The following is a 14,692-nucleotide window of genomic DNA, read 5'->3' on the forward strand; positions in this document are numbered from 1 at the left end:
CCCCCCCCGTCCCGGCGCGGCCCCGCCGGGGGCCCCCCCCCAGGTTCCCGCCCCACGCCCCCCCCCGCCCGCCGGCCGGGCACTACCCATCGAAAGCCCCGCTCCGGCGGGGTTTTCGCTTTTGGAAAACAGCATTCGCCGGAGCATGACCTACCGCCCATGTGCGCGTCGGACAGGCTGGTAAGCTCGGACGCTTCCGCCCCGTTTCCGGAGTTCGTCCATGCGTCGCCGCGTCCTTGCCATCGCATCTTCCCTCGCCCTGCTGGCCGCGCCCGCGTTCGCGGCGACCGGTATCACCACGCTGCCGCCGAAGTCGCTGGCCACCGCCGCCGAGCTGCGTGAACAGGCCCTCAAGGACGACACCGGCTGGAAGGTGGTCGAGTCGCTGACCACCGAAATCGGCCCGCGCATCGCCGGCAGCGAGGCCGACGCGCGCGCGGTGGCCTGGGCGGTCGCCAAGTTCACATCGCTCGGCTTCGACAAGGTCTGGACCGAGCCGGTCACCTTCCCCAAGTGGGAGCGCCGCAGTGAGCATGCCGCGGTGATCGGCAAGCATGCCCAGCCGCTGGCCATCACCGCCCTCGGCGGCAGCCCGGGCGGCACGGTCGAGGCCGAGGTGGTGCGTTTCGCCGATCTGGCTGCGCTGCAGGCCGCGCCGGAAGGTTCGCTGAAGGGCAAGATCGCCTTCGTCGATTACCAGATGACCGCCTACCGCGATGGCCGCGACTACGGCAACGGCGGCGCGGTGCGCAGCAAGGGCCCGTCCGAGGCGATCCGCAAGGGTGCGATCGGCTTCGTGATGCGCTCTGCCGGTACCGACTCGCATCGCGTGCCGCACACCGGCATCACCCGCTTCGATGACGGCCTGACCCCCGTGCCGGCCGCCGCGCTGTCGGTGCCGGACGCCAACCAGCTGGCGCGCCTGGTCGCGCTGGGCAGCACCACGCTCAAGCTCAGCCTGGATTGCGGCTGGGACGGCAAGGCGACCTCGTACAACGTGATCGGCGAGATCACCGGGCGCAGCCTGCCCAAGGAAGTGGTGGTGATCGGCGGCCATCTCGATTCCTGGGACCTGGGCACCGGCGCGGTCGATGACGGCGCCGGCGTGGGCATCACCATGGCCGCCGGCCATCTGATCGGCCAGCTCAAGCAGGCGCCGAAGCGCACCATCCGCGTGATCGCCTTCGCCAACGAGGAGCAGGGCCTGTACGGCGGCAAGGCGTACGCCGAAGCGCACGCCAAGGATGTGGTGCTGCACCAGCTCGCGGCCGAGAGCGATTTCGGCGCGGGCCGCATCTACGCCTTCAACACCGGCTCACCGAACCCGGCCAACTCGCGCGAAGCCACCCGCCAGATCGCCGAGGTGCTCAAGCCGCTCGGCATCGAGTACGCCGCCGACAAGGGTGGCCCGGGCCCGGACGTGGGTCCGCTGGCAGCCAAGGGCGGTGCGTGGGCGTGGCTGGCACAGGATGGCAGCGACTACTTCCACCTGCACCACACCGCGGACGACACGCTCGACAAGATCGACCCCGCCGCCCTGGCGCAGAACGTAGCGGCGTATACCGTGTTCGCCTATCTCGCCGCCGAAGCCGAGGGCAGCTTCGGCAGCGAAGCCAAGCCGACCACGCCGCCGAGCGAGTAATCCCAACACGCAGGTACCTGACGTTGGCAGATGGTAGGTACCTGACGTTGGCAGATGGTAGGTACCGACCGTTGGTCGGTACAAAAAAAAGCCCGGTCGCATTGCGACCGGGCTACCGGGATAACGTCACACCCCACGCGGTGAGCGCCGCTAGACCTTCGCGGTCCGGACAAGCGGATCGCCGCGCTGCGGGGGTGTCTCTCCTCACCCACGCAGCACAGCGTCCACCCGGCACTGTGCGCAGTTTTCACTGCGTGCACTATGCGATTAATCCGAAAGCGATGTAGTCACGACGATTTCGGTGAAACCGATCACACCGTGGGTGGCGCGAATGACGCCGCGCTCTCCCCGAAAACGCACGCACGGGTCAGACGCGACTGCGTCCGAACCACTGCGCCAGCAACACTGCCGTCGCCGAGGCGACGTTGAGGCTTTCCACCGCACCCGTGCCCGGGATGGACACCTGGTGGTCGCACGCCTGCGCCAGCTCGCGATCCATGCCTTCGCCTTCGGCACCCATCACGTAGACCAGGCGCGCCGGCAGCGTGCTGGCGAACAGATCATCACCGCCCTCCACCAGCGTGGCGGCCAGGCTCAAGCCGGCGGCACGCAGCTGTTCCATCGCTTCGGGCAGTGCCGGCAGCCGCACCAGCGGTACCGATTCGGCGCCCCCTTCGGCCACGCGCGCCGCTGCACCGGACAACGCCAACGTCGCGCCCGGCGGCAGCAGCAGCCCGGCCACACCGAAATGCGCGGCCGAGCGCAGGATCGCGCCGAAGTTGTGCGGATTGCCCACGCCATCCAGCCACAGCGCCAGCACCGGCGCGTCGGCGGGCAGCGTGGCCAGCCACTCCTCCAGCTCCAGCATCGGCGCGCGCAGCACGTCGGCCACCAGGCCTTCGTGATGCGTGGTCGCGGCAAGCTTGTTCAGATCGCCGTCTTCCACCACGCGGTAACCGACGCGGTTGGCGACGCACCACTTCAGCACCGGCTGCATGCGCGGGATCAGCGCCTCGGTCAGGTACAGCTTGCGCAGCGCCTGCGGGCGGTGCTCGAACAGGGCCTGCACGGCATTCCAGCCGTACAGGCGCAGCTCGTCGTTGCCACGGCCGGGCGGCGGCGGCGTGCCGCCTTCGCGGGGCGGCAGCGGCGTGGCGCGCGGCGGCCGCGAGGACGGACGGCGCGCATTCTTCCAGGGATCATTCACTACGGGACAGCTCCAGCTTGCGGGTACGCCAGAAATCGGCGTTCTTGATGCCCAGGGCATCGGGGTCGAAGATCGGATCCAGGCCGAGCTTCTTTTGACGCTCATAGTCGCGCAGCGCCAGCAACGCCGGCTTCTGCACGATCAGGATCGCGATGATGTTCAACCAGGCCATCAGGCCCACGCCGATGTCGCCCAGCGCCCACGCCATGCCGGCATTGTGGAACGCACCGAAGATCACCATGCCGATGATGCCCAGGCGCAGCAGCAGCACGGTCAGCGGACGCTTGGCGTTGTTGTTGACGTAGGTCAGGTTGGTCTCGGCCATGTAGTAATAGGCCATGATCGTGGTGAAGGCGAAGAAGAAGATCGCGATCGCCACGAAGGCCGCGCCGAAGCCCGGAATGACGGTTTCCACCGCGGCCTGCGCATAGCCCGCGCCTTCGGCCACACCGGCCAGGCCGGCGAATACGGGCGCGCCGCCCGGCACCGGCGAATACACGTTGTAGGTGCCCGCAGCCAGGATCAGGAAGGCGGTGGAGGTGCACACCATCATGGTGTCGAAGTAGATCGCGAAGGCCTGCACGTAGCCCTGCTTGGCCGGATGCGAGACCTCCGAGGCGGCCGCCGCGTGCGGGCCGGTACCCTGGCCGGCCTCGTTGGCGTAGATGCCGCGCTTGACGCCCCACTCCACCGCCAGGCCCATCATCGCGCCGAACGCAGCGTGCGCACCGAAGGCGCTGCTGAACACCGTGCGGAACATGTCCGGCACGCGGTCGTAGTTGATGATCATGATGGTGATGGCCATCAGGATGAAGGCAGCGGCCATGAACGGCACCACCACCTCGGCGAAGTTGGCGATGCGCTTGACGCCGCCGAAGATCACCACCGACAGCAGCAGCGCGACCACGATGCCGATGCCCAGCTTGAGCGCCTGCACGGATTCGAGGCCCATGAACTGGCCATCCAGCGGCCCACACAGGCTGCCGCCGCGGCAGGCGTTGATGATGCTGTCGGCGATCGCATTGGCCTGCACGCCCGGCATCAGGAAGCCGGTAGCGATGATGGTCGCCACGGCGAAGGCCAAGGCATACCACTTCAGGCCCATGGCCTTTTCGATGTAATACGCCGGGCCACCGCGGTAGCGGCCTTCGGCATCCTTGGTCTTGTAGATCTGCGCCAGGGTGCATTCCACGTACGACGTGGAGGCACCGAGGAAGCCCATCACCCACATCCAGAAGATCGCACCGGGGCCGCCAAAGGCAATGGCGGTGGCCACGCCGGCGATGTTGCCGATGCCCATGCGCCCGGCCATGGACATGGCCAGCGCCTGGAACGAGGACACGCCCGCGTCGGATTTCTCACCGCGCACGGTCAGCCGGCACATCTCCACGAAACCGCGGATCTGCATGAAACGGGTACGGGCGCTGAAGTACAGGCCTGCGGCAAGACACAGGAAGATCAGAGCTTTGCTCCAGATGATCCCGTTGATGAAACTGACTACTTCTTCCACGCGCTCTCTCCAGTCGGCGGAAACAAAAGGAACGTCCCCGTCGGCTGGGACCCGGTCGATTCTCCACGATCCGCGCCGGGCTGCGTAGTGGCAATTTCGATGAATGGGCGGCAATGCCGCCCATTCCGGTCAGGCATGGCCGCCCACGGAGGGAGTTTCGGCTTCCTGGCGGGCCAGTTCGCGCGCCACCGCTTCCGGCGAACGCGTATACGGCGCCAGCAGCGAGTAGAACGCCGGCACCACGAACAGCGACAGGAAGGTGGACACGGTCACGCCGAAGATCACCACCACGCCGATCGTGCCGCGGCTGGCCGAGCCCGGGCCACCGGCCACCACCAGCGGGATCGCACCGACCACGGTGGCGATGGAGGTCATCAGGATCGGGCGCAGGCGCACCATCGCCGATTCGACGATGGCCTGGTGCACGTTGCGGCCCTCGTCGCGCAGCTGGTTGGCGAACTCTACTATCAGGATGCCGTTCTTGGCCGCCAGGCCGACCAGCATCACGATGCCGATCTGGCTGAACAGGTTGATCGTGCCGCCGCTGACATACAGCCCCAGCAGCGCCCCGAGCACGCCCAGCGGCACGGTGAGCATGATCACCAGCGGATGGATGAAGCTCTCGAACTGCGCGGCCAGCACCAGGAACACCACCAGCAGGGCCATCGCGAAGGTCAGCAGCACGGCGCTGCCGGCGTTCTGGTACTCGCGCGATTCGCCCTTCCAGCTGACCTGCGCGTGCTGCGGCAGCTCTTCGCTGGCCACCTGCTGGGCCCAGGCGATCGCTTCGCCCAGCGGATAGCCCGGGGCCAGGCCGGCGTTGATGGTGATCGAGCGCAGGCGGTTGAAGCGGTTGAGGCTGCCGGCTTCGGCCACTTCGCTGAGCGTGACCAGGTTGGACAGCGGGACCAGCTCGCCACCACTGGCGCGCACCCGGATCGCGGCCAGATCGGCCGGCGAGGCGCGCCCTTCGCGGCCGGCCTGGACCAGCACGTCGTACTCCTCGCCGTTGTCGACGAAGGTGGTGACGCGGCGCGAGCCCATCATGGTTTCCAGCGCGCTGCCGATCGCGGTGACCGACACGCCCAGATCGGCCGCACGCTGGCGGTCGATGTTCACGCGCATCTGCGGACGGGTTTCCTTGTAGTCCGAGTCCGCGCCGACCAGGCCGGGGTTGTCGGCCATGCGCAGCAGCATGCGGTCACGCCACTGTGCGATCTCTTCGTACTCCGGGCCACCGAGCACGATCTGGAACGGCTGGCCCTGGCTGCGGACCAGGCCGCCACCGACCTGGGTGCGCACGCGCACGCCGCGCAGATCATTGAGGTGGGTCTGCAGCTCGGATGCCACATCCGGGGTGGAGACGTCGCGCTGGCGCCACGGCTGCAGGAACACGCTGATGCGACCGGTGTGCATTTCCTCGCTGGCACCGAAGCCGCCGGGCACGCGCGGGTTGGCGCGCACGATCGGCTGGTCTTCACCGACGAAGCCCGACACGATCTTCTCGACCTGCTGGACCTGGCCGACGGTGTAGTCGAAACCAGCGCCTTCCGGGCCATCGATCATGATCTGGAACGAGCCGCGATCTTCGGCCGGGGCCAGTTCGGAGGGCAGCACCTTGAGCAGCAGCGCGCTGGCCAGCAGCGACAGGATCATCACCACGACGTAGATCCAGGTGCGGGTCACGTGTGCTTCCAGGAAGCGCCCGTAGGCCGCCGACAGGCGATCCAGATTGCGGTTGATCACCCCGTGCAGGCCCTTCGGTGCCTGGCCGGTGTGCGGCTTGAGCAGCTTGGAGGCCATCATCGGGGTCAGCGTCAGCGACACGAACGCCGACAGCGCCACCGCCGCGGCCAATGCCACGGCCAGCTCGCGGAACAGCCGACCGGTATTGCCTTCCAGGAAGCCGACCGGCAGGAACACCGCGACCAGCACCGCCGTGGTGGCGATCACCGCGAACGCCACCTGCGTGGTGCCGCGCTTGGAGGCGACCAGCGGCGGCTCGCCCAGATCGATGCGGCGCTGCACGTTCTCGACCACGACGATGGCGTCATCCACCACCAGGCCGATACACAGCACCAGCGCGAGCAGGGTCAGCAGGTTGATCGAGAAGCCGAACGCATACAGCGCGATGAAGGCGGCGATCAGACACACCGGCACCGTCACCGCGGGAATCAGGGCCGCGCGGAAGCTGCCCAGGAACAGCCAGATCACCGCCAGCACCAGCAGCATCGCCTCCACCAGCGTGGCGTAGACGCGATCGACGGCGGCTTCGATGAAGGTGGTGTTGTCGAAGGCGACGAAGATGCGCGTGCCTTCCGGCAGCGTGCTGCTGATCCGCTCGGCTTCGGCGCGCGCTTCGCGGGCGACATCCAGTGCGTTGGCGGTGGAGGTCTTGACGATGCCCAGGCCGATGTTCGGCTCGCCGTTGCTGCGGTAGTAGGCGCGGCGCTCGGACGAGGCCAGTTCGATCTTGGCCACATCGCCCATGCGCACCACGTAGCCGTCGGCGCCCTTGCCCAGCGGGATCCCGGCGAAGTCTTCGGGTTTGACGTAGTTGCGCTCCACGCGCAGGGTGAAATCGCGGTCGGCGGATTCGATCCGGCCGGCCGGCAGTTCGACGTTCTCGTTGCGCAGCGCGCTTTCCACGTCGCCCACGGTCAGGCCACGTGCGGCGAGCTGGTCGCGGTCCAGCCAGATCCGCATCGCATAGCGCTGGCGGCCGCCGATGCGTACCTGCGCCACGCCATCCAGGCTGGAGAAACGGTCGACGATGTAGCGGTCGGCGTAGTCGCTCAGCTCCAGCGTGTCCATCGAGGTCGAGCTCATGTTGAGCCAGATGATGGGATCGGCGTCGCTCTCGACCTTGGCGATTTCCGGCGGCCGCGCCTCTTCGGGCATGCGGTCGGCGACGCGGCTGACCGCATCGCGCACGTCGTTGGCGGCCGCTTCGATATCGCGGTTGGAGGTGAACTCGATGCTGACCTGCGAGCGCCCGTTGGAACTGCGCGCGTTGATGGTGTCGATGCCTTCGATGCCGGCCAGGGCATCTTCCAGCACCTGGGTGATGCGGCTCTCGATGACCGCCGCGGAGGCACCGGTGTAATCCACCGAGACCGACACGATCGGCGGATCGATGGCAGGCAGCTCACGCAGGGTCAGGCGGGTGAACGACATGAAGCCCAGCACGACCAGCAGCAGGCTCATCACCACGGCGAAGACCGGCCGCTGGATGGAGACGTCGGAGAGTTTCATCCGGCGGCGTCCGGTTCGGCCGTCGTCGGCGCGGCCGGCCTGAGCGGTGCAGCCTCCTCGGCCTGGATCTTCAGGCCCGGGCGCAGCTTGCCGGTGCCGTCCACTACGATGCGGTCACCGGCGGTGAGGCCGTCGCGGATTTCGACCACGCCACTGCGACGCGCGCCGGCAGTGATGTCCACGCGCTCCACGATGTCGTCCTTGGCGACCCGGAACACATAGGAATCGCGCCCGACCTGGACCACCGCGATTTCGGGGATCACCAGTGCCTGGCGCTCGGGGCGGAACATCCGCACATCCAGCAGCATGCCCGGGCGCAGGGCGTGATCGGCGTTGATGAAATCGGCGCGCACGGTGACCGCGCGCGTGCCCGGATCGACCCGGGTATCGATGGTGGCGACCTGGCCTTCGAAGTTGCGGCCCGGATAGGCCACGCTGGTCGCGTTGACCTTGTCGCCGGTGCTCAGCGAGGCCAGCTCGGCTTCGGGTACCTGGAAGTCCACGTGCATGCGCTCGATGTCGTCCAGCGTGGTGATGGCCGTGCTCGGGGTGACCAGCGAACCGGCACTGACCTGGCGGATGCCGAGCACGCCGGCGAACGGCGCGCGCACGCGGCGATCACCGATATCCGACTGCATTTCACGCACGCGTGCATCGGCGGCATCGCGGATGGCGCGCTGCGTATCCAGGGTGGAGCTGGCCACCAGCTGCTGGGCGGCGAGTTCGCGCTGGCGCTTGTACAGCTGGTCCGCTTCCAGGAACGTCGCCTGGGCCTGCAGCAGGGCCGCTTCCTGGGCCTGGCCGCGCAGGGTCACCAGCGGCGTGCCGGCGCTGACCTGCTGGCCACTCTCGAAGTGGACCGTTTCGATGATTTCGCTGACCTTGGCGGTGATCGTCACCGACTCGCGCGCCTTGGCGGTGCCCAGTGCCTGCAGGGTGTCGCTCCATGCCGAGGTCTGCACCACCTGGGTGGTGACCGGTACGGCGTCTGCCTGCCGGCGAGCGGCCTCGTCTTTGCTGCCACACCCTGCCAATGCGACCAAGGCGATGCCAGCGGCGAAGCGCGCTGCGATGCGTCCCAACATGTAATGCAATCCCGGTTGTTTCTCGACCGCCGAGTGTATAGAGGGGTCGAGCCGGGGCATATGTGCCAAGCGTTTACCGGGGTCTTCACATCTGCCGGTGACGGGCGAAAGCCCTTTCGTGCTGGGAGGCAGCGAACGTGTATCGCCATGTATCGGCGCATGTCGAAGCGCGCGCACCCTGCTGCCCTGTCGTGGCTGGCGCCGGAGACGCCGGGCGAGGCGTCAGCGCCCCGCCCGGCAGCCGGACTCAGTAGCGGTAATTCACTTTCAGCCAGGCGGTGCGGCCGGGCTCGTTGATCCGCACCGGATCGGCCGGGAAGCCGAAATCGGCGCTGCCGGCGAGGTTCAGGTGCTCGCTGTAGGCGCGGTCGAACAGGTTGTCGACACCTGCACTGAGCAGCAGCGCCGCGTTGAACCGGTAACTGGCGTTCAAGGCTACGGTGGCGAAGCCGGCGCTGGGCCCCAGATCGCGGGCGACCACGTTGCCCTGCCCCGCCGCGACCCGCCCCTGGCGGGAGACCGCGCGCGCCAGCGCACCGACGGACCAGCGCTCGCCTTCCCACGCCGTGCTGAGCCGGGCTTCCAGCGGCGGCATCTGCGGCAGCGCGCGGCCGTCGCTGCGGTTCTCACCCCAGGCATAGGCCAGCGTGCCGCCGAGTTTCCACTGCTGCGCCAACTGCCACTCCGCGCCCGCCTCGGCGCCGGCAATGCGCGCATCGACATTGCTGGCCTGGCTGGTGCTGCCCATCATGCCGCCGTCGCGGTAGGTGAACAGGATGTAGTCCTGGATGCGCCCGGCATAGGCCGAGACCCAGGCATTGAGGCGATCGGTGCGGTACTGCAGGCCCAGATCGAGCTGGGTGGTCTGTTCCGGCTGCACGCCGGTGAACGCATTCACCGTGCCGGCCGGGCCGAGGTCCGGCGAGAACAGCTCCCAGTAGTCGGGCATGCGCTCGCTGTGGCCGACACCCGCGTACCAGGTCAGGGCGGGCGCGATGTCACGCTCGAAGCGGACGAAGCCGCTGCCCAGGTTCTCGCGGCGGGTCTGCCCGGCGGTGGGATTCGGCATCGCCATCATGCCGCTGGTGGCGCGCTCGTCCTTCACCTCGGCACGGTCCATGCGCAGGCCACCTACCCAGCGCTGTGCGGTGCCCTCGCCCAGGGTGATCTCGGTGAACGCGCCGAGGTTCTCGAAGCGCGCATCCGTGCGCCACGGCTGCTGCCGGTACACATTGCGCCCCATTCCATTGCGGCTGCGGTGACGGCTGTCCTGCGCGTCCACGCCGGCCACGATGGCGATGTCCTGCCAGCGCCATTCCGAGGCGATACGGCCACCGGTGGTGCGGCGATCGACGTTGGACGCCATCGGCATCGGCATGCTGCTGGCCGGGTTCGGCGTGCGCAGCGTGTAATTGTCCATCACGTGGTCGGCGTCGTTGTAGTACAGGTTTGCCTGCAGCTTGTCCCATGCACCCGGCAGGTTGTCCTTTTCGAAGCGAGCGGCGTAGCTGGTGCGTTTGAACGACGCGCCGTCCATGCCGCGACCGGCATAGCGCGCGATCGCATCGCCGGTGCCGGCCGAGAGTTCCAGCACGGTATCGGCATCGGGCGTCCAGCCGACGGCCACGTCGCTGTTCCACTTGCGCCACTTGGAGGGGACCACGTCGCCGTTGCCGTCCTTGTAGTCATCCGATTCGGAGCGGTTGCCGTTGACGCGTACATAGCCCGGCGAGGCGCCGGCGGTGAGGTCGAGCACCTGGTCGTTGCGGTTGCGCGAGCCGACCAGCGCGCTGGCGTTGATGTCCATGCCCGGCTGGTCGAAGCGCGGCGTATCGCGCTCGAAGCGCACCGTGCCCGCGGAAGCACCGGCACCCCAGCGCACGCTCTGCGGCCCCTTGATGATGGTCAGCCGATCGAAGGTTTCCGGCGCGATGTAGGACAGCGGGTTGTCCATCCGCGAGGGGCACGCACCGATCAGATTGCCTTCGTTGCTGACGATGTTCAGGCGCGAGCCGAACATGCCGCGCAGTACCGGATCGCCGTTGGTGCCGCCATTGCGGATCGCGGAAAAGCCGGGAACCGTCTTCAGATAGTCCGCGCCATCGCTGGCCGGGACCGGCTGCCGCGGCAGGCGCGGATCGGTGACCCAGTGCAGTGGCGAGGACGGCGCGGTGGCGGTGACGACCAGCGTATCGAGGGTGCGGGCATCGTCGGCGGCGGCCTGCAGCGGCAACGCGACCAGGGCCAGCGACAGGGAAACAGACAGGCGCGTCAGTGCGCCCGCGCTGCGGGAAGAAACATTCATGGTGGAACTCCAGAAAAGCACGCAGGCACGCGTCGCCATCATGGCGACACGGGCAGGAAGGGCGGTGGTCTCAGGAGATCGCGGGCGGGCCGCGGGCGGCGTGGGCCGGCCAGCGCAGGCTGCGGGGCGTGGGCACGGCGCGCAGAACGCGCGGTGCGATGACCGGCATCGCCGGCAACAACAGGATCAGGACCGCCAGCCACGGCATCAGGCGCGAGGCCATCATGCAGTATTCGCAGGCGTCACCATGCCCGGCGTGCTCGCTCATCGGCGTGTGCTGCATGTCGCCGTGCTGCATGACGTGATGTTGCCCGTCGTGCTGCGGCATGCCGTGCCCGGCGTGGGCATCCGGCGGCGCCGGCAGCGCGTGGGTCATGCCGGCCGGCATCAGCATCACCGGCGCCCTGGCATGGGCCTGCTGCCAGCGGCTGACCAGCGGTGCCAGCGCCATCAGCAGCGTCGCCACGAAGGCAAGCTGCAGAAAGACGGCATACGGGCGACGGCGGACGTTCACCCCGTCATGGTAGCGCCCGACCGTTGGCAGGGCAGCCCGAAGCCCTGCGACCAACCGTCGCAGCGGTCGGGCCGAGCAGCGGTCGCAGCCACCGTGCCGACCAACGGTCGGCACCTACCGGTAGCGCCCGACCGTTGGTCGGGCGTCCACCTCAGACGGTGATGGTCTGCGTCAGTGATTCCCAGGTCGGCGGCAGCGGCCAGTTGGCCTCCTGATTGCCGTCGATCACGCGGCGCAGGTCGCGGGTGTCGATCTGCGGGGCCAGCACGTGCACCAGCTCCAGCGCGTAATCGCGCAGTACGCGGTCACGCGGCAGCACCGCCCAGGCGATGCACTCGTCGATCGGCGCCGGGGCCGGCCACGCGCGCAGGTCTTCATCACTGGCGTTGACCGCCATTTCCGCGAGCAGGCCGACGCCCAGGCCGGTGCGCACATAGGTCTTGATCAGGTCCGCATCGAGGGCGGTCAAGGCGATGTCAGGGCTCAGTCCGGCACTGGCGAAGGCACGCTGCAGCGAAGAACTGCCGCGGGTGGAGGATTCGTAGCTGATCAGCGGATGGCTGGCCAGCGCCTGCAGGTCCGGCGCGGCGCCCGGGCGATCCAGCGCGTGACCGCGCGGCACCAGCACCAGCCGGCGCCAGCGGTACAGCGGAATGGCCAGGCCAGCCGTGGGCTCGCCGCCGGCGGTGCTGATGATGGCGATGTCCGCATCGCCCTGGCTGAGCAGGTCCAGCGCATCGCTTTCAGCGGCCTGCTGCAGATGCACGCTGACCTGCGGGTAGGCCTGCTTGATCCGCGCCACCGCGGGCGGCAGCACGAAGCGCGCCTGGGTGTGCGTGGTGGTCAGCACCAGCTGGCCCTGGCTTTCGCGCCGCTGGTTGGCGGCATAGGTGCGGATGTTGTTGGCTTCGCCGAGGACGGCGCGGGCGCGGCCGATCACTTCCACGCCGGCCGGGGTCACCGCTTCCAGGCTGCGGCCCTTGCGCACGAACAGCAGGAAGCCGAGTTCATCCTCCAGCTGCTTGAGCTGCTTGGACAGGCCGGGCTGGGTGGCGTGCACGCGGGACGCCGCCAGCGTGATGTTGAGCTCGGCGTCGGCGATGGCGACCAGATAGCGAAGTTGGGTCAGCGTCATGGGCGGGCGATACGGCGCATGGAGAGGGGGCCATCCGACTGTAGGGCAAATGCCGTCACCAGCTTATAACCAAACGTTGTTTAAGAAGGTAATCAGGTCATTTCGCGCGGTCATATGCCAGCGGTACGGTCTGACCGACCCCGGGCCGGCCGCGACCAGGCGCCTGCCGCCGCCACCCGCCCGACCCTTCCCCGCCGCACGGCCCCCGGGCGGCAACGACTTCTCCGGAGCATCCCCATGGCCCTGTACGACTCCATCCTGGACACCATCGGCAACACCCCGGTGGTGCGCCTGCACCGCCTCGCCCCCGAGCACGTCACCCTCTATGCCAAGGTCGAGTCGTTCAACCCGGGTGGCTCGGTCAAGGACCGCCTGGCGCTGGCGATCATCCTCGACGCCGAAGCCAAGGGCCTGCTCAAGCCGGGCGACACCATCGTGGAGGCGACCTCCGGCAACACCGGCGTGGCCCTGGCGATGGTGGCGGCCGCGCGCGGCTACAAGTTCGTGGCCACGATGGTGGAGACCTTCTCGATTGAGCGCCGCAAGCTGATGCGCGCCTATGGTGCCAAGGTGATCCTGACCCCGGCCGCCGAGCGCGGCTCGGGCATGGTCCGCCGTGCGAAGGAACTGGCCGACGAACACGGCTGGTTCCTGGCCAGCCAGTTCGCCAACCCGGCCAACCCCGCCTATCACCGCAACACCACGGCGCCGGAAATCCTGCGCGACTTCGCCGGCAAGCGGCTGGACTACTTCGTGACCGGCTGGGGCACCGGCGGCACCCTGACCGGCGTCGGCGAAGTGCTCAAGGTTGCCCGGCCCGAGACCCGCATCGTCGCCACCGAGCCGGAAGGCGCCGCCCTGCTCAAGGGCGATGAGTGGAAGCCGCACAAGATCCAGGGCTGGACCCCGGACTTCGTGCCGGAAGTACTCAACCGCGGCGTCTACGATGAGCTGCTGACCATCGACGACGCGCGGGCGATCGAGACCTCGCGCCGGCTCGCTGCCGAGGAAGGCATCTTCGTGGGCATCTCGGCCGGCGCCACCGTCGCCAGCGCGCTGGACATCGCCGCCAGCGCCGCGCCGGGATCGGTGATCCTGGCGATGCTGCCCGACACCGGCGAGCGCTACTTCTCGACCCCGCTGTTCGCCGACATCAACGAAGGCTCCGACGACGACTGGCTGGCCGGTCTGCCCTGATCCCCGCGTTGGTCCGTATGAACGGAACGCCCGCCCTGACCGGCGGGCGTTCTGCTTGCTGGCGCTTCATCTGCGGTGAAGCGATCCGGCGGCATCGTGTGAAGGTCAGCCAGCGCTCGCCGGGTCGCACTGCCTGAGACGACGATGACGCAGCCTAGATGTCCTGCAGGTTACGGTGCAGATCAGGCACGTCATTTCGTTGTATGGACCCGGTATCAGTACGTAAGGAGCGGTACGCATGAAGATCGAAGTGTGGCAGGGCGACATCACGACCCTGGCGGTGGATGCGATCGTCAATGCGGCCAACGAATCCCTGCTGGGCGGCGGCGGCGTGGACGGCGCGATCCATCGCGCGGCCGGCCCGCAGCTGCTCGAAGCCTGCCGCGCCCTGCCGGAGATCCGCCCCGGCATGCGCTGCCCGACCGGTGAGGTGCGCGAGACGCCCGCCTTCGATCTGCCGGCCAGGCATGTGTTCCATACGGTGGGCCCGGTCTGGCAGGACGGCCTGCGCGACGAGCCGGCGCTGCTGGCCAACTGCTACTGGAAGTCGCTGCAGCTGGCGGAGAAACTGGACCTGGAATCGATCGCGTTCCCGGCGATCAGCTGCGGGGTGTTCGGGTATCCGCTGCACCAGGCCGCCCACATCGCCGCCACCGAAACACTGACCTGGCAGCGCTCGCACCGCCAACCGCGCCGGATCATCCTGGTGGCCTACAACGCGGCGACGTACAAGGCCTACCAGTCGGCGCTGGCAGCGCTGGGTCAGCCGGTCGAACCGTCGACCTCGGCAATCTTCGCGCCCCTGGCGTTGGGATTGCCGCCGGCCGCCGCGCACTGACGCG

At 68.4% G+C, this 14,692-nt stretch carries 10 protein-coding genes; 3 read left to right on the forward strand and 7 right to left on the reverse strand.

All coding sequences use genetic code 11. The features are described 5' to 3' along the window. The first annotated feature begins 220 nt into the window (after positions 1–220). Positions 221–1,642, forward strand: coding sequence for a M20/M25/M40 family metallo-hydrolase (locus tag ABE434_RS13650; RefSeq protein WP_346479218.1), 1,422 nt, complete (start codon positions 221–223; stop codon positions 1,640–1,642). Between the two features lie 367 nt (positions 1,643–2,009). On the opposite strand, the gene ABE434_RS13655 is transcribed toward ABE434_RS13650, so the two are convergent. From ABE434_RS13655 to ABE434_RS13685, 7 genes are all read right to left on the reverse strand, one after another. Continuing rightward, positions 2,010–2,789: a TrmH family RNA methyltransferase gene (locus tag ABE434_RS13655; RefSeq protein ID WP_346479265.1), complete on the reverse strand. Its 780-nt coding sequence runs from the start codon at positions 2,787–2,789 to the stop codon at positions 2,010–2,012. A 52-nt stretch (positions 2,790–2,841) separates the two neighbouring features. Continuing rightward, the gene (locus ABE434_RS13660; RefSeq protein ID WP_346479219.1) at positions 2,842–4,359 is read right to left on the reverse strand and encodes an alanine/glycine:cation symporter family protein; all 1,518 of its coding nucleotides are present in this window, start codon (positions 4,357–4,359) and stop codon (positions 2,842–2,844) included. 129 nt (positions 4,360–4,488) lie between these two features. Next, on the reverse strand, positions 4,489–7,614 hold the full coding sequence (locus ABE434_RS13665; RefSeq protein ID WP_346479220.1) for an efflux RND transporter permease subunit: 3,126 nt from the start codon (positions 7,612–7,614) through the stop codon (positions 4,489–4,491). Beyond that, positions 7,611–8,699 (reverse strand): efflux RND transporter periplasmic adaptor subunit, encoded by a 1,089-nt coding sequence (locus tag ABE434_RS13670; protein WP_176988362.1) that lies wholly within the window; start codon positions 8,697–8,699, stop codon positions 7,611–7,613. Before ABE434_RS13670 ends, ABE434_RS13665 begins: the two co-directional genes overlap by 4 nt. A gap of 247 nt (positions 8,700–8,946) precedes the next feature. Further along, the gene (locus ABE434_RS13675; protein WP_346479221.1) at positions 8,947–11,004 is read right to left on the reverse strand and encodes a TonB-dependent copper receptor; all 2,058 of its coding nucleotides are present in this window, start codon (positions 11,002–11,004) and stop codon (positions 8,947–8,949) included. Between the two features lie 70 nt (positions 11,005–11,074). Continuing rightward, positions 11,075–11,518 (reverse strand): DUF2946 family protein, encoded by a 444-nt coding sequence (locus ABE434_RS13680; protein ID WP_346479222.1) that lies wholly within the window; start codon positions 11,516–11,518, stop codon positions 11,075–11,077. A 151-nt stretch (positions 11,519–11,669) separates the two neighbouring features. Then, positions 11,670–12,653 (reverse strand): LysR family transcriptional regulator, encoded by a 984-nt coding sequence (locus ABE434_RS13685; RefSeq protein ID WP_176988360.1) that lies wholly within the window; start codon positions 12,651–12,653, stop codon positions 11,670–11,672. Between the two features lie 237 nt (positions 12,654–12,890). Between ABE434_RS13685 and cysK the strand changes: the two genes are divergently transcribed. Together cysK and ABE434_RS13695 are read left to right on the forward strand one after the other, a co-directional pair. Beyond that, the gene (cysK, locus tag ABE434_RS13690; RefSeq protein ID WP_346479223.1) at positions 12,891–13,850 is read left to right on the forward strand and encodes a cysteine synthase A; all 960 of its coding nucleotides are present in this window, start codon (positions 12,891–12,893) and stop codon (positions 13,848–13,850) included. 238 nt (positions 13,851–14,088) lie between these two features. Next, positions 14,089–14,688 carry an O-acetyl-ADP-ribose deacetylase gene (locus ABE434_RS13695; protein WP_346479224.1) on the forward strand — a complete coding sequence of 200 codons (600 nt, stop codon included), beginning with the start codon at positions 14,089–14,091 and terminating at the stop codon, positions 14,686–14,688. Positions 14,689–14,692: the final 4 nt, after the last annotated feature.

It is taken from the genome of Stenotrophomonas sp. TWI1183, assembly GCF_039673115.1.
In the GTDB taxonomy this organism is placed as follows: domain Bacteria; phylum Pseudomonadota; class Gammaproteobacteria; order Xanthomonadales; family Xanthomonadaceae; genus Stenotrophomonas; species Stenotrophomonas maltophilia_AA.